Source organism: Paraburkholderia domus, from assembly GCF_905220705.1.
In the GTDB taxonomy this organism is placed as follows: domain Bacteria; phylum Pseudomonadota; class Gammaproteobacteria; order Burkholderiales; family Burkholderiaceae; genus Paraburkholderia; species Paraburkholderia domus.
The window spans coordinates 20,612-43,797 of record NZ_CAJNAT010000006.1; the positions used below are offsets into that span (position 1 = coordinate 20,612).

Here is a 23,186-nt window from a genome sequence, read left to right on the forward strand (position 1 = left end):
TCGCAATGCCGCTCGCTTCTGAAACTTCTTCCACCGCCCAAACCACCGGCGCGCGTCTCGTCGTCGATGCCTTGCTGACGCACGGCGTCGAACGTGTTTTCTGTGTTCCTGGTGAGAGCTTTCTCGCCGTGCTCGATTCGTTGCACGATGAGACCGAACGCATCCAGACCATCGTCTGCCGTCACGAAGCGGCCGCGGCGAACATGGCCGAAGCGGTTGGCAAATTGACCGGCCGTCCGGGCGTCGCTATTGTCACGCGCGGACCCGGTGCGACTCACGCGTCGATCGGTGTGCACACCGCGTTTCAGGATTCGACGCCGATGATCCTGCTGATCGGTCAATGCGCGCGCGAACATCTGGACCGCGAGGCCTTCCAGGAAATCGACTACCGGCGCATGTTTGGGCAGATGGCGAAATGGGTCGCGCAGATCGACGATCCAAAACGCATTCCCGAATATCTGAGTCATGCGTTTCACGCGGCGACGTCGGGACGGCCGGGGCCGGTCGTGTTGTCGTTGCCGGAAGATGTGTTGAGTGATGCGTGTGACCTTGTTGCCGGCGCGCCCGCGTACAAGCGTGTGGCGGCGTCACCGTCAGCAGCGCAGATGGAAGAGTTGCGTCGATTGCTGGAAGGGGCACAACGGCCGATGGTGATTGCGGGCGGCAGTGGTTGGACGCCCGCGGCATGCGCCGACCTGCAACACTTCGTCGAAAACTGGCAATTGCCGATCGGCCTCGCGTTCCGCTTCCAGGATACGCTCGACAATGAGCACCCGAACTACGCGGGTGATATTGGCCTCGGTATCAATCCGGCGCTTGATCAACGTATCCGCGATGCGGACCTGCTACTCACGCTCGGACCGCGCCTAGGCGAAGCCACGACGAACGGTTACACGCTGCTCGACATTCCCAAGACCAATCAAACGTTGGTGCATGTGCATCAAGGTGCGGAAGAACTTGGGCGGGTCTATGCAGCAGACTTGCCGATCGTCTCCGGTATGCCCGAGCTGGCAGCGCTGCTTGCGGTGTTGAAGCCTTCTGCCGGGAAGCTCGCATGGGCCGGTGCGGCTGAAGAAGCCCATCGCGCGTATCTCGACTGGCGCAAGCCCCGTCAGATTCCCGGTGACGTGCAAATGGGCGAAGTAATCCAGCAGTTGCGCGCGCACCTACCGGAAGATGCGATCCTCACAAACGGTGCGGGCAACTACGCCACGTGGCTGCATCGGCATTTCTCGTATCGGCATTTCCGCTCGCAGCTAGCGCCGACCAGTGGCGCGATGGGCTACGGCGTACCGGCGGCGATTGCGGCGAAGTCGATGTATCCGCAACGCGCGGTCGTCGCGTTAGCCGGCGACGGCTGTTTCATGATGTCCGCGCAGGAACTCGCGACGGCGATGCAGTACGACCTGCATGTGATTTTCATCGTCGTGAATAACAGCCACTTCGGCACGATCCGGATGCATCAGGAGCGGCACTATCCGAATCGTGTGCACGGCACCGGTCTCACGAATCCCGATTTCGCCGCGTTCGCGAGGTCATTCGGCGCGCACGGTGAAACCGTGGAGCGGACTGAAGATTTTCTGCCTGCGTTGCAGCGCTCAATGGAAGCGAAGCGTGCCGCAGTGATCGAGATTCGCATGCCGCAGGAGGCAAGTACGCCGGGCGCAACGTTGGAGCAGATTCGCGAGCAGGGGAGGAAACTGCGAGGCGAAACGGCTTAGTGTAAAACGCTTGTGCGCAACGTCCCTCTGCGCCGGCGAATCCTAAATCGAATCTTTGACGTACAGCAGACTTCCCATTCGATCGCCTTGTGTGTCGTTTGACGAATCGGCTACGGTTGCTGTTCGTCTGAACGATTCAAGGAGTCGATATGCTTAAGGCTGCGGTATTTGCGGGTGCGTTGGGACTGTCGAGCGCCGTGTTCGCAATGGACGTGTCCTGTCCAGTTCATCCCACGGCGGAATGGCTGAAGGAGAGTGACGCCCGTGCGCAGATCGAAGCGCAAGGCTACAAGATCGCGAAGTTCGAGATCGACGACAACTGCTATGAGGTCGAGGCCTACAACAAGGACGGCAGAAAGGTGGAATTGAACTACGACACCAAGACGCTTGCAGTCATTCGGCAGAAGATGGAATGACGCCATCGGCTCACGCAAGTAGCTTCATAAAAAAGCCCCGCGGAAAAGCGAGGGCTTTTTTTTACCTTCACGCTACAACCTGTTTACCTGGCAAACGAACAACTACGCGTATATGACCGACAACGCACCAAGCTCTTTCATCAGCGCGGGCTTTTGCGATTCGATCACGTCGGTTTGGATTTGATAGATCACGGACTTGATGACTTCTGTCTGACTCATGGTCGTCTCGTGCATGAGTGTCTTGATATCTTCGGCGATGCGCGGCGTCACCTTCATCGACAGCCGCCGCCGTGCAGCGCCGCGGCGCTCCTTGAAGCGTTCGGTCGCCGATTTATGTGCCTTGATCAGCCTTGCCCGCGGATATTCACCGGACGCAAACCGGTGCAGATAGAGCGTCATGAGCACCTTCCGAAATTCGGTCGAGCTCGCGCTGTCGACCATATACGCAGCCAGGTCGAGAACATCCAGATAGATGGCGGGCAGTTGTGCCTCGATCGGCCTGACTTCCTTCTGCCGCGCTTCGCGGACGGCTGGCGTGGATTGCGCTGGAATGGCGACCACATGGTCACAGACGTCACACACCGCTGCGAGAATATTCTTCACCTCACCTTTGCCGTCACTGAAAGGTACGTCACGCCGCGCAAAGGTCGTGCTCACAAGCTGCTTGCAGTGATGGCAGATTGCCTTGCTCTTTTCGCCTTCTTCGTAGAGTTTCATCTTCATGGCTTCACTCACTGGTGCACGCTGATAAACACGGTTTCCGGGTCGCCCACGAAGTAGAACTTCACGTACCAGCCGCCGGACTCAATGATATGAACATCTATTGCCGGCGCGTTGTGATGAGGTGACGAACTGTATTGTGTGCCATCGCTCTTCGTAACGAGAACCTCGACGAACTGAGCTGTGACTTGCCCGGTCGACAGAAGGTTTTTCACGTTAATGGCAGAACGGGCCTCATGCTCGAACTTCCCGGACCTGAGCGCGGAGATGACCGCGCGCTTCACTTGCCTGTACTTGCTTGGTATCGACAACCGCACCTCCGATTATACGATATGTCTCGTATAAAACGCGCTTCACTAATTTCGTGCCACCCTCGGGGATTGTCGATGCATTTTTTTCGGGAGAAGGCTAACTACACTTGCGTGCGGACTCGACCTCGATACGCCAGCCATAAAAAAACCCCGCCGAAGCGGGGTTCCCGTGACGCCAAAGCAAGCAGCAAAACAGCTTACTTCCCGCCCACGCTTTGCAGCGTCGTCCACTTGCCGTCGACAACCTTGTACAGCGTGATGCCGCCGTTCTTCAGGTCGCCCTTGCCGTCGTACGCGAGGTTCGCTGCCGTCACTGCCGGCATCGAGGTCTTCGCGAGCAGCGGCAGGTACTTCGCCGGATCGGTGGAGTTAGCCTTCTTCATTGCGTCGAACATGGCCATTGCGCCGTCGTATGCGTACGGCGAGTACGTTTGCACGTCTTCGTTGAAGCGCTTCTTGTACTTCGCGACGTAGTCCTTGCCACCCGGCATTTCTTCCAGCGGCAAGCCGGCCAGCGATGCCACCGTGCCGTTCGCTGCGTCACCCGCGAGCTGGATGAACGTCGGCGTGTGAACCATTTCGCCGCCCATCAACGGAGCCTTGATGCCCAGTTGCTTCATCTGCTTGACCATCGGTGCTGCTTGCGAATCCGCGCCACCGTAGTAGACCATGTCCGGGTTGACCGACTTCAGCTTGGTCAGGATCGACTTGAAATCGACAGCCTTGTCGTTCGTGTATTCGCGATCGACGATCTGGCCGCCCGCAGCCTTCGCTGCCTTTTCGAACTGATCTGCCAGACCCTGGCCGTACGCCGTGCGGTCGTCGACGATCACGATCTTCTTCATGCCCAGGGTCTTCACCGCGAACGTGCCGGCGACCGAACCTTGCTGCGTGTCGGACGTCATCATGCGGAACGTGGTCTTGAAGCCTTGTTGCGTGTACTCAGGCGCCGTCGCCATGGCGATTTCGGGGATGCCCGCGTTCGCGTAGATGCGCGAAGCCGGAATCGTGGTGCCCGAGTTGAAGTGGCCGAGCATGCCCTTGATGCCGTCATCCACCAGCTTTTGTGCAACGGTCGTGCCGGTGCGCGGGTCGGCCTGGTCGTCGGCCGAATCCAGCACGAAGCGAACCTGCTTGCCGCCGATCACCGGCTTGGTCGCGTTCATGTCTTCCACTGCCAGCGTGATGCCGTTCTGGAAGTCCTTACCGTAGTGCGCCTGTGCGCCCGTCATCGGACCGGCAAAGCCGATCTTCACGTCTTCGGTCGATTGAGCGTTGGCCGTCCCCGCCAGCGACATTGCCGCAACCAGCGCTGCGCCTGCCAGCTGTTTCATCTTGTGTTGCATAGCTTCTCCTTGGTACCAGGTGTGGATGGAGCGGTTTTTCGGGGTCGCCGTACCGCTTCCGTTTTAATACAGAGCGCCCCCAAAACCTGTCGCTTCGCGCCAGGCCCCCCCGAGGGGGCAATAAAATTTGGGAGCGGCCCTGCATTTTATTGAAGTAATCGATGAGGTTCGCTCAACCGATCGTCATCAAATTCGCATTACCGCCTGCTGCTGCCGTATTCACGCTGACCGAGCGTTCCGTCAACAGACGCTCGAGTGCATAGTCCTCATCGCCGCTTTCCAGCGCACGTGCCGCGACGCCCTGCACCGAGACGATCGGCCCCGGACGTTTCGCGACTTCCTTCACCAGCGCCAGCAGTTCGTCGCTATCGCCTTCGAACAGCACTGCGTCGAATGGCGTATCGGCGCTCTTCTTCACGCTTGCGTAAGACTTCAACGCGGCAGGCAACTGCGACACCAATTGTTCACCAGCCGCGCCCTCGAATAACGCGCGATTTCCCGTAGCCAGCGCCGCGGCAAACTGCACACGCGCACCGCTCGCCGTCGAGGCAATACACAGCACCGTGCCGCGCGCGCCCAACGTGTACGTGTTGCGCTCGCCGGTGGGCCCCGACAATACCGCAGTTGCGCCCGCCGGCACATGCGACAGATAACCGTCGCAGCGTGCGGCCAGCACCAGCTGCTGTTCGCTGATCAACCAGTCGCGCAGCGCCGTCAAGGCAGCGGACGGATTGTCGCTGTTTTCACCGGCTTGTGGCGTATCCACGATCAACGACTGCGCCAGCGACTTCGGCAAACCAGCCGGACGCGTAGCCAACAGACGTTGCAGATACAGCGCGCCGCCGGCTTTCGGACCCGTGCCCGACAAACCTTCGCCGCCGAACGGCTGAACACCGACCACCGCGCCGATCACATTGCGGTTCACGTAGATGTTGCCGACGTGCGCGCGGCTGATCACGTGAGCGATGGTCTCATCAATCCGCGTATGGATGCCGAGCGTCAGGCCGTAGCCGGTCGTACGGATCTGTTCGAGCAGCTTGTCGAGCTGGCTGCGACGGTAACGCACCACATGCAACACCGGGCCGAAGACTTCGCGCTTCAGTTCGTCGATGCTGTCGAGTTCGATCAGCGTCGGCGGAACAAACGTGCCTTGTGCGCCGCCTTCCGGCATCGGCAATTGCTCGATCTTGCGGCCTTTCTCGCGCATCGCCGCGACGTGCGCGTCGATCCCGCGTTTCGCGTCGAGGTCGATCACCGGGCCGACGTCGATCGACAGGCGGTCCGGATTGCCCACCGACAGTTCGCGCATCGCGCCCGTCAGCATCTCGAGCGTGCGGTCCGCAACATCTTCTTGTAGACAGAGAACGCGCAACGCGGAACACCGTTGACCGGCGGAATCGAACGACGACTGCAGCACGTCCGCGACGACCTGTTCAGCGAGCGCCGACGAATCGACGATCATTGCGTTCTGGCCGCCGGTTTCGGCGATCAGCGGAATGGGCTTGCCTTCCGGGTCGAGGCGATTCGAGAGCGTCTTGTTGATCAGACGCGCGACTTCCGTCGAACCGGTGAACATCACTGCACGGGTGCGCGGATCCGCCACCAATGCCGCGCCGACGGTTTCGCCGTCCCCCGGCAGCAGTTGCACCGCGCCCGCCGGCACACCGGCTTCGCGCAGGAGTCGCACGGCTTGCGCGGCGATCAGCGGCGTTTGTTCGGCCGGCTTCGCGAGCACGGTGTTGCCGGCAGCCAATGCCGCGGCCACCTGGCCCATGAAAATCGCCAGCGGGAAGTTCCACGGGCTGATACACACCACCGGACCGAGCGGGCGGTGCGTGTCGTTCGAGAACTCGTTGCGGATCTGCGTCGAGTAGTAGCGCAGGAAATCGATCGCTTCGCGGATTTCCGCGACCGCGTTCGCCAGCGACTTGCCGGCTTCACGCACCACGAGCCCCATCAGCGTGTGCATTTGGGCTTCGAGCAGATCGGCGGCACGCGCGAGGCAATCGGCGCGGGCATCGACCGGCGTGGCTTGCCAGATCGGTGCGGCAGCGACCGCGTGTGCCAATGCTGCGCTCACATGTTCCGACGTCGCTTCGACGACCGTGCCGACGAGGTCGCGATGATCGGCCGGATTGCGCACATCACGTGCTACGCCGACGGCGATCTCGTTGTCTTCGAGCATCGGCGCGGCGCGCCACGGATGATGCGCACTCGCCAGCAACGCCGACGACAGCGAGGCCAGACGATGTTCGTTCGACAGATCGAGGCCCATCGAATTGAGACGCTCGGCGCCAAACAGATTGCGCGGCAGCGGAATCTTCGCGTGCGGCGCGCCGAGCGGGACGATCTTCGAGGCTTCGTCGACCGGGTCGGCGATCAGGTCCTTGATCGCAACGCTTTCATCGGCGATGCGGTTCACGAACGACGTATTCGCGCCGTTTTCCAGCAGACGGCGCACGAGGTACGCGAGCAGCGTTTCATGCGTACCGACTGGCGCATACACGCGGCACGGACGGTTCAGCTTGTCGCGGCCAGTGACTTCCTCATACAGCGGTTCGCCCATGCCGTGCAGGCATTGGAACTCGTACTGGCCCGGGTAGTAGTTATTGCCCGCGAGATGATAGATCGCCGATAGCGTGTGCGCGTTGTGCGTCGCGAACTGCGGATAGACCGCGTCCGGCGCACTGAGCAACTTCTTCGCGCAGGCAACGTAGGACACATCCGTGTAGATCTTGCGCGTGTAGACCGGATAGCCTTCGAGGCCGTCCACTTGCGCACGCTTGATTTCGGTATCCCAGTACGCGCCCTTCACGAGACGAACCATGATGCGGTGACGGCTGCGGCGCGCCAGGTCGATCAGGTATTCGATCACGAACGGGCAGCGCTTCTGATAAGCCTGAACCACGAAACCGATGCCGTTCCAGCCGGCCAGCTCCGGGTCGAAGCACAACGCTTCGAGCAGATCGAGCGAGATTTCGAGGCGGTCGGCTTCTTCAGCGTCGATGTTCAGGCCGATGTCGTAGCGGCGCGCGAGAATCGCCAGCGAGCGCACGCGCGGCAGCAACTCGCTCATCGTGCGTTCCTGCTGCGAACGCGAATAGCGCGCGTGCAGCGCAGACAGTTTGATCGAGATGCCCGGGCCTTCGTAGATGCCACGGCCGCCGGCGGCCTTGCCGATCGCGTGGATCGCCTGTTCGTACGATGCGTAGTAGCGCTGCGCATCGGCTTCGGTGGTCGCCGCTTCGCCGAGCATGTCGTACGAGTAGCGGAAGCCGCGTGCTTCGTACTTGCGGCTGTTGGCGAGCGCTTCGGAGATGTTCTCGCCGGTGACGAACTGCTCGCCCATCAGGCGCATCGCCATATCGACACCCTTGCGGATCAGCGGCTCGCCGCCCTTGCCGATCAGGCGCGTAAGCGCCGACGACAGACCCGTTTCGCTATTGGTCGTCACCAGCTTGCCGGTGATCATCAAACCCCACGTCGCGGCGTTGACGAACAGCGACGGCGCCTGGCCGACGTGCGACTTCCAGTCGCCCTTGCTGATCTTGTCGCGAATCAGCGCGTCACGCGTGGCGCGATCGGGGATACGCAGCAGCGCTTCGGCGAGGCACATCAGCGCCACGCCTTCCTGGCTCGACAGCGAGAATTCGTGGATCAGTCCTTCGACGCCACCACCCTTGCTCTTCGTGCGTAGCGTTTCGACCAGCTTGCCGGCCATCGCTTGCACGTCGCCCGCGAGATTAGCCGGCAGTCGCGCCTGGCCGAGCAGGAACGGCACGCATTCCGGCTCAGGACGGCGGTACGCAGCAGTGATCGCCGCGCGCAGCACCGATTGCGGTTGCACGTTCTGCGCGAATTCGAGGAACGGATGCGACGCACCGTCTTCCTCCTGCTCCACTGTTGCGCCATCAGCCAGATCGGCCGAGCCGGTGTGGCCCGACAATTCAGGCGGCAATTGGCCGTGTTCGATCCTTTCTAGGTACGCGAAGATCGCCTGCTTGATCAGCCAGTGCGGAGTGCGTTCAAGACGAGTGGCGGCATCTTTCAGCCGGGAACGCAGGAGGTCGTCGACCTTGACGCCAAGGGTGGTGCTAGCCATGTTTCCTTCTTCGGATACCAGACGAATTCGCTGGAGAAAGACTAAAAGTTGGGCGAATCGTACGCCTCCCAATAAAAAGGTGCAACCATGCATTGCGCATGGTTGCACCTTCGTGAAAGCCCTCTATGGCGGGGGTTTGCGCCGGACGGCGCTGCGCGTGGCGACGGCGGTTGCGATCAGTACTTTCCCTGGCGTGAATCTTTTCGCTTTTACCCTTATCAGATTGCTCGGCGCGCCGTTATACAGAACATGGATGGTCGCGGCCGCAAGGCACGCACATAAAAACGGTACGGGGTTTTAGAGGACTGGCGAAATGGAAAAGTGGTTAGTGATATTAGGCATCTGGGCCATGTGCGCGACGTGCGCAGTGCTGTTCATTCGTGGCGCGACGGGTGGCTCGGGCAAACGCGAGGCTGTCGAAAAGCGCACGCGCCCGGCGTCGCGCGCATCGGCTGGCGATACGCGGGCAGCGTTGAACGATTGAGTGGTGGAATCCGGCGACTTGCTGGAGACATAGCGATCTGCGCCTCTCGGCTGACATAGCGAGCGGTGAATAACGCGCCGCCGGATTCAACCGGCGGCGAAACAGACGCGCGCGCCAGGTGCAAGGCGTCAAATGTCGAGCGGGTCGACTTCCAGGTTCCAGCGCAGCACGCCTTTCAGGCCACGCAGCTTCGGTTGCCATGCGCGCAAGGTGGCCTGCAGCGCGGCCCGCGACGCGCTCTCGATCAGCAATTGCGCGCGATGCACATGCATCACTTTGACGATGGTGAGCGGCACGGCGTCATAGACTGTCACGCGCTCGGCGGCCGGGATCTCCGTCAGCGCGGCGGCGGCCTGCTGCAGGAAGGCGAGCGCGGCTTCGAGCGTGCGGCCTTCGGCGCGCAGCAAGGCCTGATAGACGAACGGCGGCAAATGGGCGTCGCGCCGCTCGGCCAGCGTCGAATTGGCAAAGCCGACGTAGTCGTGCCGCCCCAGCGCGTGATACAGCGCGTGACGCGGGTAGCGCGTTTGCACCAGCACTTCGCCCGGTAAACCGCCGCGGCCTGCGCGACCGCTCACTTGCATCAATTGCGCGAAAAGGCGTTCGCTCGCGCGGAAGTCGTGTGAAAACAAGGCCGTGTCGGCATTCAGCACACCGACCAGCGACACCCGCTGGAAGTCGTGCCCCTTCGCGATCATCTGCGTGCCGACGAGGATGTCGACCTCGCCGGCGTGGACGTCGGAGAACAGCGCCTGCGCGCTGCCTTTGCGGCGCGTGCTGTCGGCGTCGATGCGCAGCACGCGGGCGCCGGGTACTGCGCTCGCCAGCGTTTCTTCGACGCGTTGCGTGCCGCGTCCCATCGGTGCGATGTCGACGTTACCGCACTCCGGGCACGAGCGCGGAATGCGCGCTTCCCAGCCGCAATGGTGGCAGCGCAACGCTCGCTCGGGTTTGTGCAACACGACGTACGCGCTGCAACGCGGACAGCCGGCAACCCAGCCGCAGGCGTCGCAGGCGAGCTGTGGCGCGTAACCGCGCCGGTTCAGGAACACGAGACTTTGCTCGCCGCGCTCGAGCCGCGCCTTCAACGCCGCGATCAGCGGCCCTGACAAACCCTCCACCGAGGCCCGCCCGCGTCGCCGTTCTTCTTCCAGATCGATCAGTTTGACGGTCGGCAAGACGGCTTCAGCGACGGCGCGGCGCGACAGAGTGAGGCGCTTATAGCGCCCCTGATCCGCCTGCCACCAGCTTTCCAGCGACGGCGTGGCGGAGCCGAGCACGACCGGTAAGCCGAGTTGCTTCGCGCGATAGATCGCAAGATCGCGCGCCGAATAGCGCAGGCCTTCCTGCTGCTTGTAAGCCGGATCGTGTTCCTCGTCGACGACGATGATTGCAAGTTTCGGCAGCGATGCGAGCACCGCCAGCCGCGTGCCGAGCACAATGCGGGCACGCCCGGTATGCGCTGCGAACCAGTTGCGAGCGCGTTCGCCTTCCGCAAGGCCGCTGTGCAGCGTGACGATCGACGTGCCTTCGAGCGCAGCAAAACGCGCACGGAAGGCCGACTCGAACTGGGGCGTCAGATTGATTTCAGGGACGAGGACGAGCGCCTGCGCGTCGGGTTTCGCCGCCAGAATCTCGGCGAGCGCGCGCAGATACACCTCGGTCTTACCGCTACCCGTCACGCCGTGCAGCAGGAACGGCGCAAAGCCGTTCGCGTCGCGGATCGCTTCGACTGCGCTCGCCTGTTCGTCGGTGAGGGTGGGTAGGGTTGGGGCGGGTGTATCCGGTGATGCGGGGGTGGCGAGCACCTCGGCGGCTTCGACCACCTCCAGCGCAACCCAGCCTTCGGCTAGCCATGCATCCAGGGTTGCGATGGCTTTAGGATGCAGCGCACGGGCGTCGGCTGCGATCAGAAACTCGGCCTCGGTCAGGGCCCGGGCAAGCTTGCGCAACGCGCTGGCGCGAGCCGGCAATGTTTCCGGTAACGCGACGCGACCCTGGGCCGTCAGGCTGTAACGCTCTTCCGGTGCGAACAGACGCGACCAGCGCGAAGCATCACGCAGGGCTTGCGGCAAAGCGGGTAGCGCGACTTCACCTAGGCCGCGTTGATAGTAGTCGGCGGCGAAGGCCGTAAGAGCCAGCCATTCGGCCGACACGGGCGGGCAGGCGGTGCAAACATGGTTGACCGCCCGCAGGCGCTCAGCGGGCACGTCACTGTGAGTGGTCACTTCGCAGACGAGACCCACCACGTGACGTTTGCCAAACGGCACGCTCACCAGCATGCCCGGCGCGACACGCTCGGCCGTGTCGCAGCGATAGTCGAACAAAGTCGGCAGCGGATGATCCAGCGCGACGCGGACGAACACTTCACTCACGCGGTGGTGTGGATCGGGTAAATGGATGCGGCACAACGCCGCGTCACGGTGCACATTGGACAGACGGCGAACCCATCGAAGTTAAAGTAAAACTTCAATTTCGGCGCTAAGTTTTGGATTCGGCTGAACAATTGCAATCGGCCCGCTTGCCTGTGGATAACTTTGTTGAGAACTTCGGTCAGATAGGCCAAGAACCGCGCCGCAGCGGCCTTCTGTGGGATTCCGCACATTTTGTCGCCAACCCGTGAAACCCTTGCCAGACAAGGCTTAGATCAAATGCGCCTGCAATGTGCAAGGGCAATGACACGACGAAAGCTTCTACCGCGCCGCAGCGTGATCAATGTGCATAAGTCAAGTCTTGACTTTCGCAGGACCGCCATCTGACGGCCCGCCGACTACAAATATTCCCTTAGACCAAGAGCCCAGTTCGCTGCGCCGCAGCAAAAATGACAACGATTACGGCGTCAGGTTGGTGCATGCGCGCCACTGCGAATCGCTCGGCTATGACGATGTACTTCGTCCACGAGTTCGGCAACATTCTCCGGCGGCGTGAACTGCGAAATGCCGTGGCCGAGATTGAAGACGTGGCCAGGGTGATTGCCGAAGCTGTCGAGCACGGCGCGCGCTTCCATGCGGATCGAAGCCGGAGGCGCAAACAGCACCGAAGGATCGATATTGCCTTGCAGCGCCACCTTGCTGCCCACGCGCTCACGCGCCTTGCTCAGGTTGACGGTCCAGTCGAGACCGACCGCATCCACGCCGATGTCGGCGATCTCGTCGAGCCACAACCCACCGCCCTTCGTGAAGGTGATCACCGGCACCTTTTCGCCGTCGTGATCGCGTTTCAACTGACTCACCACTTGCTGGATGTACTGCAACGAGAAACGTTGGTAGACGCCGTCCGCGAGCGCCCCGCCCCAGGTGTCGAAAATCATCACGGCTTGCGCGCCGGCTTCGATCTGCGCATTCAGATACGCCGCAACCGACTTCGCGTTGACGTCGAGAATACGGTGCATCAGGTCTGGGCGCGCGTACAACATCGATTTGACCGTGCGGAAGTCCGCCGAACCGCCACCTTCCACCATGTAACACGCCAGCGTCCACGGGCTGCCCGAGAAACCGATCAACGGCACGCGCTGACGGCCTTGCGCGTCGGTAAGTGCGGTGCGGATTTCACGCACCGCGTCGGTCACGTAGCGCAGCGTGGCGTCGATATCCGGCACGGCAAGGCGCGCCACATCGTCTTCCGTGCGCACCGGGCGGGCGAATTTAGGACCCTCGCCGGTGACGAATTCGAGACCCAGGCCCATCGCGTCCGGCACCGTCAGAATGTCGGAGAACAGAATCGCGGCGTCGAGCGGGTAGCGCTCGAGCGGCTGCAGCGTGACTTCCGTTGCGTACGCCGGGTTCTTCGCCAGACCGAGGAAGCTGCCCGCGCGAGCCCGCGTGGCGTTGTATTCCGGCAGGTAGCGCCCGGCCTGCCGCATCAGCCAGATCGGCGTGTAGTCGGTCGGCTGGCGCAGCAGCGCGCGCAGGAAAGTGTCGTTCAGGAGTTTATGGGCCACGTTGCATACGACTGAGGGCAAAAAGGCATTTTACCGGACCCGGCTCGCCGCATCGCGCTTGATGCGGGCAATAACTCTCACGCAACTTGCTTGCGACTGGCTCTTTTGCTGCCCCGTGCGGCGCCATGACTCAGCTGAACGGCCAATGTTCAAGTGTGAATTGCCGGGCTATCATCCGACAGCCTTACCAAACAATTACGCACAACCAAGGAGACCCGATGAAGAAGGCAGCACTCGCACTGCTCGGCGTTTTAGCCGGTGCTTTGATGCACGCAGGCGTGGCCCAGGCGCAAACCAGCGCCGCCGCGGCGCCCTCGCGGCTCGATGAAATCCTCACGCGCGGCACGCTGCGCGCCTGTACAACCGGCGACTATAAACCGTACTCGTTTTACAAGGCAGACGGCCAGTTCGAAGGCATCGATATCGACATGACGGAGTCGCTCGCCAAATCGCTCGGCGTGAAGGCGGAATTCGTCAAGACGTCGTGGCCGAACCTGATGAACGACTTTGTCGCAAAGTGCGACATTGGTGTGGGCGGTGTTTCGCCGACGCTCGAGCGCCAGAAACGCGCGTTTTTCACGCAGGCGTACATGATCGACGGCAAGACGCCGATCGTTCGGTGTGACGACGTCAGCAAATATCAAACGGTCGCGCAGATCGATCAGCCAGCGACTCGCGTAATCGTCAATCCGGGCGGCACCAACGAGCGTTTCGCCAAACAGTATTTCCCGCATGCGAACTTGACCGTCTATCCGGACAACGTGACGATCTTCAAACAGATCCTCGCCGGCAAGGCCGACGTGATGGTGACGGATGCATCGGAGACGTTGTTGCAGCAAAAGCTGAATCCGGGTCTTTGCTCGGTGCATCCAGACAAGCCGTTCCAGTACGGCGAGAAGGCCTGGTTGCTGCCGCGTGGCGATGTGACGTTCCAGCAATACGTCGATCAGTGGTTGCACCTCGCGCGAGCAACCGGCGAATACCAGACGATCTCGGACAAGTGGCTGAAGTAAGGTTATGGGGTACGGCCGCCAGCGTCCCGCTCGACCGGAAACGCAGGCGGCTTGAAGGCATTAATAGGTTCGCATGGCTGGCACAATCATGTAACCGGACCCCAATGTGTTAAGCAGAAACCGAACAATGCGCGTGGACAGGGCTCCAACGATCCGGCCATCTGCGCTCGCTTCTCGCACGGGTGAAGTGTTGCAGCGCAGCACGGGTGCCCTGCGTTGAACCAGGCGGTTGCCTGATGCCGGAAGGCGCCTGTGACAGGGGAAATTCTTTCCAAAGAAGTTGAGCGTGCAACTATTTCATGCGGAATCGACTGAACGGATTACGCCGCACTATGCGTCGCGAATCGCATCAATCAGGCGTATGAAATTGCCCGTCAGTCATCGGTAAAAATTACGTTTAAAACGTTTCAAAATGGAAATAAGTCCCGCAGCGCCTTGTCTGACGGGCGTTACAACCTGAAACACTTTGTTACCGCGCTCGTAGGTTAATTCGCCCACAATGCCCTCAACGGTTTCAACACGGATGTGGCTGGGTGCGTGGTGTGAGCGGATACGATGCACTTGCCGGTCGGCCTATGCCGAAGCCCTGTGAAGGGGCATCCCTGCTGGGGCCGTAGTCGACGCAGGGTCGTCGTCTCAGTTGGTTCCATCTTTGGTCTCCTCGCGCTAACCCCGTAGCGTGTGGTTTTTAGCGGGCTCCAGGCCCGCTTTTTTTTCGTCTGGTCAAACGTTTGCGAGCTTGCTGACAGCTGATTTTGCAGCTGAGCTGGCCGCCAGGTTCGCCGCCTACAGCGGCTCATTCCAACGCAAACGGTTCCCCCAAAATGCCGGTCGGCGTCGCGCGAATTTACGTGCGGCGCCAAACCAGCATTGCCGTCAGGCTGTCTTGTCTTCCTTCACCTTCAATTCGCTGATCATCCGTTCGCGCATGATGAATTTCTGTACTTTCCCAGTCACTGTCATCGGCAGTTCGTCGACGAAGCGGATGTATTTCGGCACCTTGTAGTGCGCGATCTGGCCCTGGCAGAACTGCTGGATTTCCTCGGCTGTGGCCTGCTCTCCTGAGCGCAATACGATCCACGCACACACTTCCTCGCCGTACTTCGAGTCGGGCACGCCAAACACCTGCACGCTCTGGATCTTCGGATGCCGGAACAGAAACTCTTCGATCTCACGCGGGTAGATGTTTTCGCCACCGCGGATCAGCATGTCCTTCAGACGGCCGACGATGTTGCAGTAGCCTTCGGCATCGAGCGTCGCCAGATCGCCGGTGTGCATCCAGCCGTCGACAATGCTTTCCCGCGTCTTCGCTTCGTCGCCCCAGTAGCCTTGCATCACCGAATAGCCCCTGGTGCACAGTTCGCCCGTCTCGCCCACCGGCACGATCTTGCCAAGCGGATCGACGATCTTCACTTCCAGGTGCGGCTGAATACGGCCGACCGTCGTGGTGCGCTTGTCGAGCGGGTCCGTGGTCGAACTCTGGAAGGACACCGGGCTTGTTTCCGTCATGCCGTAGGCGATGGTGATCTCGTTCAGATGCATTTTCGAGACGACCTTCTTCATCGTCTCGATCGGGCACGGCGAGCCGGCCATGATGCCGGTGCGCAGACGTGAGAAGTCATAGGTGGCGAAGTCCGGATGATCCAGTTCCGCGATGAACATGGTCGGCACCCCGTGCAGCGCGGTGCACTGCTCTTCGGCGACGGCCGCCAGCGTCGCAGCCGGGTCGAAGCCCTCGCCCGGGAACACCATATTCGCGCCGACCGATACGCACGCCAGCACCGCCAGCACCATGCCGAAGCAGTGGTAGAGCGGGACAGGAATGCACAGGCCGTCCTGCTCCGTTAGACGCATCGCCATCGCGATATAGCGCGCGTTGTTGACGACATTGCTGTGGGTCAGCGTGGCGCCCTTCGGATTGCCCGTCGTGCCGCTCGTGAACTGAATGTTGATCGGCTCGTGGCAGGACAGCGTCGCGCCGATGGCGTCGAGCTTCACGACGTCGAGTGTTGCCCGGCCCTGCTCGATCACGTCGGAAAAGGTCAGCATGCCGGGCGTTTCCGTGTCGCACATGCGAATCACGTAGCGCAGGTCGGGCAGACGAGCGGCGCGCAGTTCGCCCGGCGTTTGCGTCGCCAGTTCCGGCGCAAGCTCCTGCAGCATCTCCAGGTACATCGACGTCTTGAACCGCTCCGCCGCAATGATCGCCTTGCAGCCGACCTTGTTCAACGCGTACTCGAGTTCCGCGAGACGATAGGCCGGGTTGATGTTGACGAGCACCGCACCGATGCGCGCGGTCGCGAACTGCGTAAGCAGCCATTCCACCCGGTTCGGCGACCAGATGCCGACGCGGTCACCCTTCACGATGCCAAGCGCCAGAAGCCCGGACGCCAGCACGTCGACTTCTTCGGCGAACTCCTTCCAACTCCAGCGGATTCGTTGTTCACGAAACACCACGGCCGGGCGGTCAGGAAAGCGCGCCGCAGTGTCGCGCAGAAATTGCCCAACGGGCGCTTCGCTCAACGGAATTTCGGTCGATCCTCGGACATACGACAGATTGTCTTTGGGTTCGATGAGTGCGTCTTCTCCGGACATGTGCGTTGCCATGGTGTTGTCTCCGTGAGCGGAAGCTCGCCCTATTAATAAATACCCTCAGCCTGTCGCGCCAGATTCCGGAGGAGTCATTCCCTCGAGGGGACTTCCCGCGGGGGGAAAGCTTGGGGCGGCACGGCGACTTCCTGAGAAAGGAATTTGAAACCGATTGTGCCACCGGCGTATGTCCACGGCATCAAGTGTTACCCGCCCTCTGCGGCCGCCTTGGCTGCCACGGCGGCTCAACGCCCGTTCGGCATATGCGATTTTGCTGACCTTTCCGTAAACGTCAAGTAGAGGTCAAAAAAAAGCAGCCACGAAGGGCTGCTTTTTCTCTGCTACGTATTGCTTAGTTCTGACCGCGCAACTTGCGCAGACGCTGGATCGCAGCGAGCTGAGCCGTCGCGTACGCCAGTTCCGCTTGCGCGGTCGCGTATTCGAGGTTCGAACCCGTGTTTTGCAGCGCCTCTTCCGCACGCTTGCGTGCATCTTCGGCCTTGGCTTCGTCGAGATCCTTGCCGCGGATCGCAGTGTCGGCCAGAACCGTCACAGCGCCCGGTTGGACTTCGAGAATGCCGCCGGCGACGAACACAAACTCTTCTTCGCCGTTTTCAATTTCGATGCGCACCGCACCCGGACGAATCCGCGTGATGAGCGGCGTGTGGCCCGGCAGAATGCCGAGTTCACCCGCTTCGCCCGGCAGCGCGACGAACTTCGCCTGGCCCGAGAAGATTTGCTCTTCCGCGCTGACGACGTCTACTTTAATGGTTGCCATATCGACTCCTGTTGCGACCCGAGTTAGCGCTTTAGCGCTTACTCGGGTCCCATGCAAGGCTCGACCAGAGTTGGCGCTTTAGCGCTTACGCTGGTCCCATGCAAGGCTGTTGAGCGTAATAAGAGGCGCCGGTTTTGCGTGCCGGTACAGTTAAGTACCGATCCCGCGCGAGGCCGGCGCCCGCTTCGTTACACCCGACCTTTACTGGATCTTCTTGGCCTTTTCGAAGGCTTCGTCGATCGTGCCGACCATGTAGAACGCTTGTTCCGGCAGGTGATCGCACTCGCCTTCCACGATCATCTTGAAGCCACGGATCGTTTCCTTCAGCGGCACGTACTTGCCCGGCGAGCCCGTGAACACTTCAGCGACGTGGAACGGCTGCGACAGGAAACGCTGGATCTTACGAGCACGCGCCACGGCGAGCTTGTCTTCTGGCGCCAGTTCGTCCATACCCAGAATCGCGATAATGTCGCGCAGTTCCTTGTAGCGCTGCAGCGTTTGCTGCACGCCGCGCGTGATCGAGTAGTGCTCTTCACCAATCACGTTCGGGTCGATCTGACGCGAGGTCGAATCGAGCGGGTCCACTGCCGGGTAGATACCCAGCGAAGCGATGTCACGCGACAACACGACCGTTGCGTCCAAGTGGCCGAAAGTCGTAGCCGGCGACGGGTCGGTCAAGTCATCCGCAGGGACGTACACGGCCTGAACCGACGTGATCGAGCCGGTCTTGGTCGACGTAATACGCTCTTGCAGCTTACCCATTTCTTCAGCCAGCGTCGGCTGATAGCCCACTGCCGACGGCATACGGCCGAGCAGTGCCGACACTTCCGTGCCTGCCAGCGTGAAACGGTAGATGTTGTCGACGAAGAACAGCACGTCGAGGCCTTCGTCACGGAAGTGCTCAGCCATCGTCAGACCGGTCAGCGCGACGCGCAGACGGTTGCCCGGCGGCTCGTTCATCTGGCCGTACACCAGCGCGACCTTGTCGAGAACGTTCGAGTCCTTCATTTCGTGATAGAAGTCGTTCCCTTCGCGGGTACGCTCGCCAACACCGGCGAACACGGAGTAACCACCGTGTTCCTTAGCGATGTTGTTGATCAGTTCCATCATGTTCACGGTCTTGCCCACGCCGGCGCCACCGAACAGGCCAACCTTACCGCCCTTGGCGAACGGGCAGATCAGGTCGATAACCTTGATGCCGGTTTCGAGCAGTTCCGTCGACGGCGACAGTTCGTCGAACGCCGGAGCCTTCTGGTGAATACCGCGAACCACGTCCGAGTTGATCGGGCCGGCTTCGTCGATCGGGCGACCCAGCACGTCCATGATCCGGCCGAGGGTGGGCTTGCCAACCGGCACGCTGATCGGCTTGCCGGTGTTCTTCACCGTCGTGCCGCGGCGCAGACCGTCCGAAGCACCCAGACAGATGGTACGGACGACGCCGTCGCCCAGCTGCTGCTGGACTTCGAGGGTCAGTTCCGAACCTTCGAGAATGAGCGCATCGTAAATCTTCGGCATGTCCGAACGCGGGAATTCCACGTCGATCACCGCGCCGATGCACTGTACGATCTTGCCTTCTACCAAAGCAGTAGTACTCATCGCTTTTCCTTTAGATACTCAATTCTTCACTCGCGCAAAGGCGCAGTTTCGGTGGGGTCGCCTAGGCGGATGCGCCACGAAGGCGCACACGAAGCGGCGTGCTTGACCTTTATGGTCAGACTGCCGCTGCGCCACCGACGATTTCCGACAATTCTTTCGTGATCGCGGCCTGACGGCTCTTGTTGTACACGAGCTGCAGTTCGTTGATGACCGTCTTCGCATTGTCCGAAGCGGCCTTCATTGCGACCATTCGTGCCGACTGCTCCGATGCCATGTTTTCCGCGACGGCCTGATAGACCAGCGCTTCGACATAACGCACCAGCAGTTCATCCACCACTGCCTGTGCATCCGGCTCGTAGATGTAGTCCCACTGCGTGCTCGGCGTCGCGCCGTCTTCGTCCTTGCGCTCGAACTGGTCTGCCGACAGCGGCAGCAGTTGCTCGATCACCGGCTCTTGCTTCATCGTGTTGACGAAGCGCGTGTACGCGAGGTACACCGCCGAAACCTTGCCTTCCGAGTACATGTCGAGCTGCACCTTCACCGCGCCGATCAGCTTTTCCAGATGCGGCGTGTCGCCCAGATGCACGACATTCGACACCACCTTGGCGCGCAGACGGTTCAGGAAACCCAGACCCTTGGTGCCGATCGCAGTTGCTTCGATCGTCTTGCCCTGGCCTTCCAGTTCCTTGAACTTCTGCAGCGACGCGCGCAGCACGTTGGTGTTCATACCACCGCACAGACCTTTATCGGTCGTGACGAGGATGATGCCGGCCGTTTTCGCACCTTCGTTCGACACCATGAACGGGTGACGATACTCCGGGTTCGCACGGCTCATGTGCGCAGCGATATCGCGGACCTTGTCGGCATACGGGCGAGCAGCGCGCATGCGCTCCTGAGCGCGGCGCATCTTCGATGCGGCCACCATCTCCATCGCTTTCGTGATCTTGCGCGTGTTTTGCACGCTCTTGATCTTGCCGCGAATTTCCTTCATTCCAGCCATTGCTTGCTCCTTGTCGGCCCGAGTTAGCGCTTTAGCGCTTACTCGGGTCCCATGCAAAGCGATCGAAGCGGCGCGGGTTCAGTTGCCTGCGGTCCGCGCCGCTTCAAGGTCCGTTTATGCCTTGCGGATCACTCGCAGATCAATAAGCGCCGGACTTCTTGAAGTCTTTGAGAGCCGTATGCAGCAGGGCTTCGTCGTCCTTCGAGAGTTCCTTGGTATCTTCGATGCGCTTGACCAGGTCAGCGTGGCTCGTCTTCAGATAGTCGCGCAGGCCTTTTTCGAACGGCAGCACTTGCGCAACTTCCAGATCGTCGAGGTAGCCGTTGTTCGCGGCGAACAGCGAGACAGCCAGTTCCCACACTTGCAGCGGCTGATACTGCGGCTGCTTCAGCAGTTCCGTCACGCGGCGGCCGCGCTCCAGCTGCTTGCGGGTGGCTTCGTCGAGGTCCGATGCGAACTGCGCGAATGCTGCGAGTTCACGGTACTGTGCCAAGTCGGTACGAATACCGCCCGACAGCTTCTTCACAACCTTGGTTTGAGCCGCACCACCAACGCGCGAGACCGACACGCCGGCGTTAATTGCCGGGCGGATACCTGCGTTGAAGAGGTCGGTTTCCAGGAAGATCTGGCCGTCGGTAATCGAGATCACGTTCGTCGGAACGAATGCGGTCACGTCGCCTGCTTGCGTTTCAATGACCGGCAGTGCCGTCAGCGAACCGCTCTTGCCCTTCACTTCGCCGTTCGTGAACTTCTCGACGTACTCTTCCGAGACGCGAGCAGCACGCTCCAGCAGACGCGAGTGCAGATAGAACACGTCACCCGGGTAAGCTTCGCGGCCCGGCGGGCGGCGCAGCAGCAGCGAGATCTGACGGTATGCCCAAGCCTGCTTGGTCAAGTCGTCATAAACGATCAGCGCGTCTTGACCGCGGTCGCGGAAGTATTCGCCCATCGAGCAGCCGGCGTACGGCGCGAGGTATTGCATCGCTGCCGATTCCGAAGCCGAAGCGGCCACGACGATCGTGTATTCCAGCGCGCCGGTTTCTTCCAGCTTGCGGACCACGTTCATGATCGACGAAGCCTTCTGGCCGATCGCGACGTAGATACAGAAGAGGTTCTTGCCCTTCTGGTTGATGATCGCGTCGACTGCGACTGCGGTCTTGCCGCACTGGCGGTCGCCAATGATCAGCTCGCGCTGGCCACGGCCAACCGGCACCATTGCGTCGATCGACTTCAGACCGGTTTGGACCGGTTCCGAAACCGACTTACGCCAGATCACGCCCGGAGCAATCTTTTCGATTGCGTCGGTCTTCTTCGCGTTGATCGGGCCCTTGCCGTCGATCGGGTTGCCGAGTGCGTCGACCACGCGGCCGAGCAGCTCCGGACCCACCGGCACTTCGAGAATGCGGCCCGTCGTCTTGACGATGTCGCCTTCCGAAATGTGTTCGTACTCACCCAGAATCACGGCGCCGACCGAGTCGCGCTCGAGGTTCAGTGCGAGACCGAAGGTGTTGCCCGGGAATTCGAGCATTTCGCCCTGCATCACTTCCGACAGGCCGTGGATACGCACGATACCGTCGGTCACGGAGATCACGGTGCCCTGGTTGCGAACGTCTGCGCTCGCTTCAAGGCCCTGGATCCGGCTCTTGATCAGCTCGCTGATCTCAGAGGGATTGAGTTGCATTATTCGCTCCTGATAGTCAATTCTGTTGCGTGCCAGCCGCTAAAACGCCTCAGGCGCTTCAGGCCGTCAGAGCCGTCTGCATGCTGGCAAGCCGCGCGCGGACCGAGGTATCGAGCACTTCGTCGCCGACCGTCACGCGCACGCCGCCGATGAGCGACGCGTCGACTTCGACCGTCGGCTTCAGCTTGCGCTTGAATTTGCGTTCGAGACTTGCGACGAGTTCGTTCAACTGCGCGCCTTCGAGCGGGAATGCGCTGACGATCAGCACATCTGCCGCCCCTTCGCGGGCATTCTTCAACTCTTCGAACTGCACAGCGATTTCCGGCAGCAATTGCAGGCGATGGTTATCGACCAGCATTTGCACCAGATTCTTCGCTTGCGCGTTGTCCTTGAGCGGCGACTTGACCGCGGCCAGCAGCAGTTCGCTGACCTGGGCGCGGCTTACTTTCGGGCTCGAGGCGATCGACAGCACTTCGGGCAGACGCGCAACCTGTGCCAGCTCCTGCACGAGCGTGGACCAGGCGGCGATGTCACCAGCTTCGGCCACGCCAAACAGCGCTTCTGCGTACGGACGGGCGATGGTTGCAAGTTCGGCCATGATCAGAGCTCGGCTTTCAGTTGATTCAGCAGGTCAGCGTGAGCTGCCTGGTCGACTTCGCGCTTCAGGATCTGTTCAGCGCCCTTCACGGCGAGTGCGGCGACTTCGCCGCGCAGCGTTTCGCGCGCCTTCACGACTTGCTGGTCCGCGTCGGCCTTCGCTTGCGCGATGATGCGAGCGGCTTCAGCTTGTGCTTGAGCCTTGATTTCGTCAGCGACTGTCACAGCGCGCTTTTCTGCGTCAGCAATGCGTTGCTGACCATCGTTGCGTGCCTGAGCGAGTTCCTGGTCGACGCGCTTGTGAGCGGCTTCGAGTTCAGCCTTGCCCTTTTCAGCGGCAGACAAACCGTCAGCAATCTTCTTCGAGCGCTCGTCGAGGGCGTTGATCAACGGCGGCCACACGAACTTCATCGTGAACCACGCGAGGATCAGGAACACGACCATTTGCGCAAACAGGGTTGCGTTGAGATTCACGGTGTTTCCTTAAACGTTGCTAGTTCGGAAAGTGAAACGGCAAGGCGCTCATCGATTCTGTATTCGATCAGCGCCTAAGTGCCCGTTCCGCCCTGCACCTTCACTAGTTATAGCTCAGGCGCAAACTTCCGAGGAACCTCAGCCTGCCAGCTTCGACAGCAGCGGGTTCGCGAACGCGAACAGCATTGCCACACCAACGCCAATCAGGAACGCAGCATCGATCAGACCAGCCAGCAGGAACATCTTGGTTTGCAGCGGGTTCATCAGTTCAGGTTGACGAGCACATGCTTCGATGTACTTGCCGCCCATCAGGCCGATACCGATACAGGCGCCGATTGCACCCAGGCCGATGATGATGCCGATACCGATGGCGGTCAGACCCTGGATGTTGGCGATGAAAGCTTGCATGATCACTCCT

The 23,186-nt window shown here is 61.0% G+C and carries 18 protein-coding genes; 4 read left to right on the forward strand and 14 right to left on the reverse strand.

Annotation, left to right across the window (positions count from 1 at the left end; translation table 11 throughout):
* Positions 1 to 5: 5 nt before the first annotated feature.
* Positions 6 to 1,721 (forward strand): thiamine pyrophosphate-binding protein, encoded by a 1,716-nt coding sequence (locus KHO31_RS13465; RefSeq protein WP_211623543.1) that lies wholly within the window; start codon positions 6 to 8, stop codon positions 1,719 to 1,721.
* Between the two features lie 149 nt (positions 1,722 to 1,870).
* Positions 1,871 to 2,137: a PepSY domain-containing protein gene (locus KHO31_RS13470; protein ID WP_201071481.1), complete on the forward strand. Its 267-nt coding sequence runs from the start codon at positions 1,871 to 1,873 to the stop codon at positions 2,135 to 2,137.
* 102 nt (positions 2,138 to 2,239) lie between these two features.
* Here KHO31_RS13470 and KHO31_RS13475 read toward each other — a convergent pair whose 3' ends face one another.
* The 4 genes from KHO31_RS13475 to putA all read right to left on the reverse strand — a co-directional run bounded on the left by KHO31_RS13475 (position 2,240) and on the right by putA (position 8,616).
* A complete protein-coding gene (locus KHO31_RS13475; RefSeq protein WP_201071484.1) occupies positions 2,240 to 2,860 on the reverse strand; it encodes a hypothetical protein in 621 nt (206 codons plus the stop codon).
* Positions 2,861 to 2,868: 8 nt separating this feature from the next.
* Positions 2,869 to 3,141 carry a hypothetical protein gene (locus tag KHO31_RS13480; protein ID WP_236061275.1) on the reverse strand — a complete coding sequence of 91 codons (273 nt, stop codon included), beginning with the start codon at positions 3,139 to 3,141 and terminating at the stop codon, positions 2,869 to 2,871.
* 224 nt (positions 3,142 to 3,365) lie between these two features.
* Complete coding sequence (locus tag KHO31_RS13485; RefSeq protein ID WP_201071490.1) at positions 3,366 to 4,514, reverse strand: branched-chain amino acid ABC transporter substrate-binding protein; 1,149 nt, start codon at positions 4,512 to 4,514, stop codon at positions 3,366 to 3,368.
* Positions 4,515 to 4,686: 172 nt separating this feature from the next.
* A complete protein-coding gene (putA, locus tag KHO31_RS13490; protein WP_201085784.1) occupies positions 4,687 to 8,616 on the reverse strand; it encodes a trifunctional transcriptional regulator/proline dehydrogenase/L-glutamate gamma-semialdehyde dehydrogenase in 3,930 nt (1,309 codons plus the stop codon).
* A gap of 313 nt (positions 8,617 to 8,929) precedes the next feature.
* Between putA and KHO31_RS13495 the strand changes: the two genes are divergently transcribed.
* Positions 8,930 to 9,100, forward strand: coding sequence for a hypothetical protein (locus tag KHO31_RS13495; protein WP_201071494.1), 171 nt, complete (start codon positions 8,930 to 8,932; stop codon positions 9,098 to 9,100).
* A gap of 128 nt (positions 9,101 to 9,228) precedes the next feature.
* Here the strand turns inward: KHO31_RS13495 and KHO31_RS13500 are convergent, their stop codons facing one another.
* Both KHO31_RS13500 and hemE read right to left on the reverse strand, forming a co-directional pair.
* The gene (locus tag KHO31_RS13500) at positions 9,229 to 11,475 is read right to left on the reverse strand and encodes a primosomal protein N' (RefSeq protein ID WP_201085783.1); all 2,247 of its coding nucleotides are present in this window, start codon (positions 11,473 to 11,475) and stop codon (positions 9,229 to 9,231) included.
* Between the two features lie 464 nt (positions 11,476 to 11,939).
* A complete protein-coding gene (hemE, locus tag KHO31_RS13505) occupies positions 11,940 to 13,040 on the reverse strand; it encodes a uroporphyrinogen decarboxylase (protein ID WP_201071496.1) in 1,101 nt (366 codons plus the stop codon).
* Between the two features lie 218 nt (positions 13,041 to 13,258).
* Here hemE and KHO31_RS13510 point away from each other — a divergent pair, with 218 nt between their 5' ends.
* The gene (locus KHO31_RS13510; protein WP_211623546.1) at positions 13,259 to 14,053 is read left to right on the forward strand and encodes a transporter substrate-binding domain-containing protein; all 795 of its coding nucleotides are present in this window, start codon (positions 13,259 to 13,261) and stop codon (positions 14,051 to 14,053) included.
* Between the two features lie 876 nt (positions 14,054 to 14,929).
* On the opposite strand, the gene KHO31_RS13515 is transcribed toward KHO31_RS13510, so the two are convergent.
* The 8 genes from KHO31_RS13515 to atpE form a co-directional block, all read right to left on the reverse strand.
* A complete protein-coding gene (locus KHO31_RS13515; protein ID WP_211623548.1) occupies positions 14,930 to 16,660 on the reverse strand; it encodes an AMP-binding protein in 1,731 nt (576 codons plus the stop codon).
* Between the two features lie 334 nt (positions 16,661 to 16,994).
* A complete protein-coding gene (locus tag KHO31_RS13520; protein ID WP_201071499.1) occupies positions 16,995 to 17,420 on the reverse strand; it encodes a F0F1 ATP synthase subunit epsilon in 426 nt (141 codons plus the stop codon).
* A 201-nt stretch (positions 17,421 to 17,621) separates the two neighbouring features.
* A complete protein-coding gene (gene atpD / locus KHO31_RS13525; RefSeq protein WP_172161962.1) occupies positions 17,622 to 19,016 on the reverse strand; it encodes a F0F1 ATP synthase subunit beta in 1,395 nt (464 codons plus the stop codon).
* Between the two features lie 115 nt (positions 19,017 to 19,131).
* Positions 19,132 to 20,016 carry a F0F1 ATP synthase subunit gamma gene (atpG, locus tag KHO31_RS13530; protein ID WP_201071502.1) on the reverse strand — a complete coding sequence of 295 codons (885 nt, stop codon included), beginning with the start codon at positions 20,014 to 20,016 and terminating at the stop codon, positions 19,132 to 19,134.
* Positions 20,017 to 20,155: 139 nt separating this feature from the next.
* Positions 20,156 to 21,697, reverse strand: coding sequence for a F0F1 ATP synthase subunit alpha (atpA, locus tag KHO31_RS13535; RefSeq protein WP_201071505.1), 1,542 nt, complete (start codon positions 21,695 to 21,697; stop codon positions 20,156 to 20,158).
* A 58-nt stretch (positions 21,698 to 21,755) separates the two neighbouring features.
* Complete coding sequence (locus KHO31_RS13540; protein WP_201071507.1) at positions 21,756 to 22,295, reverse strand: F0F1 ATP synthase subunit delta; 540 nt, start codon at positions 22,293 to 22,295, stop codon at positions 21,756 to 21,758.
* Between the two features lie 2 nt (positions 22,296 to 22,297).
* Positions 22,298 to 22,768: a F0F1 ATP synthase subunit B gene (locus tag KHO31_RS13545; RefSeq protein WP_074281809.1), complete on the reverse strand. Its 471-nt coding sequence runs from the start codon at positions 22,766 to 22,768 to the stop codon at positions 22,298 to 22,300.
* Positions 22,769 to 22,906: 138 nt separating this feature from the next.
* Positions 22,907 to 23,176, reverse strand: coding sequence for a F0F1 ATP synthase subunit C (atpE, locus tag KHO31_RS13550; protein ID WP_007180033.1), 270 nt, complete (start codon positions 23,174 to 23,176; stop codon positions 22,907 to 22,909).
* Positions 23,177 to 23,186: the final 10 nt, after the last annotated feature.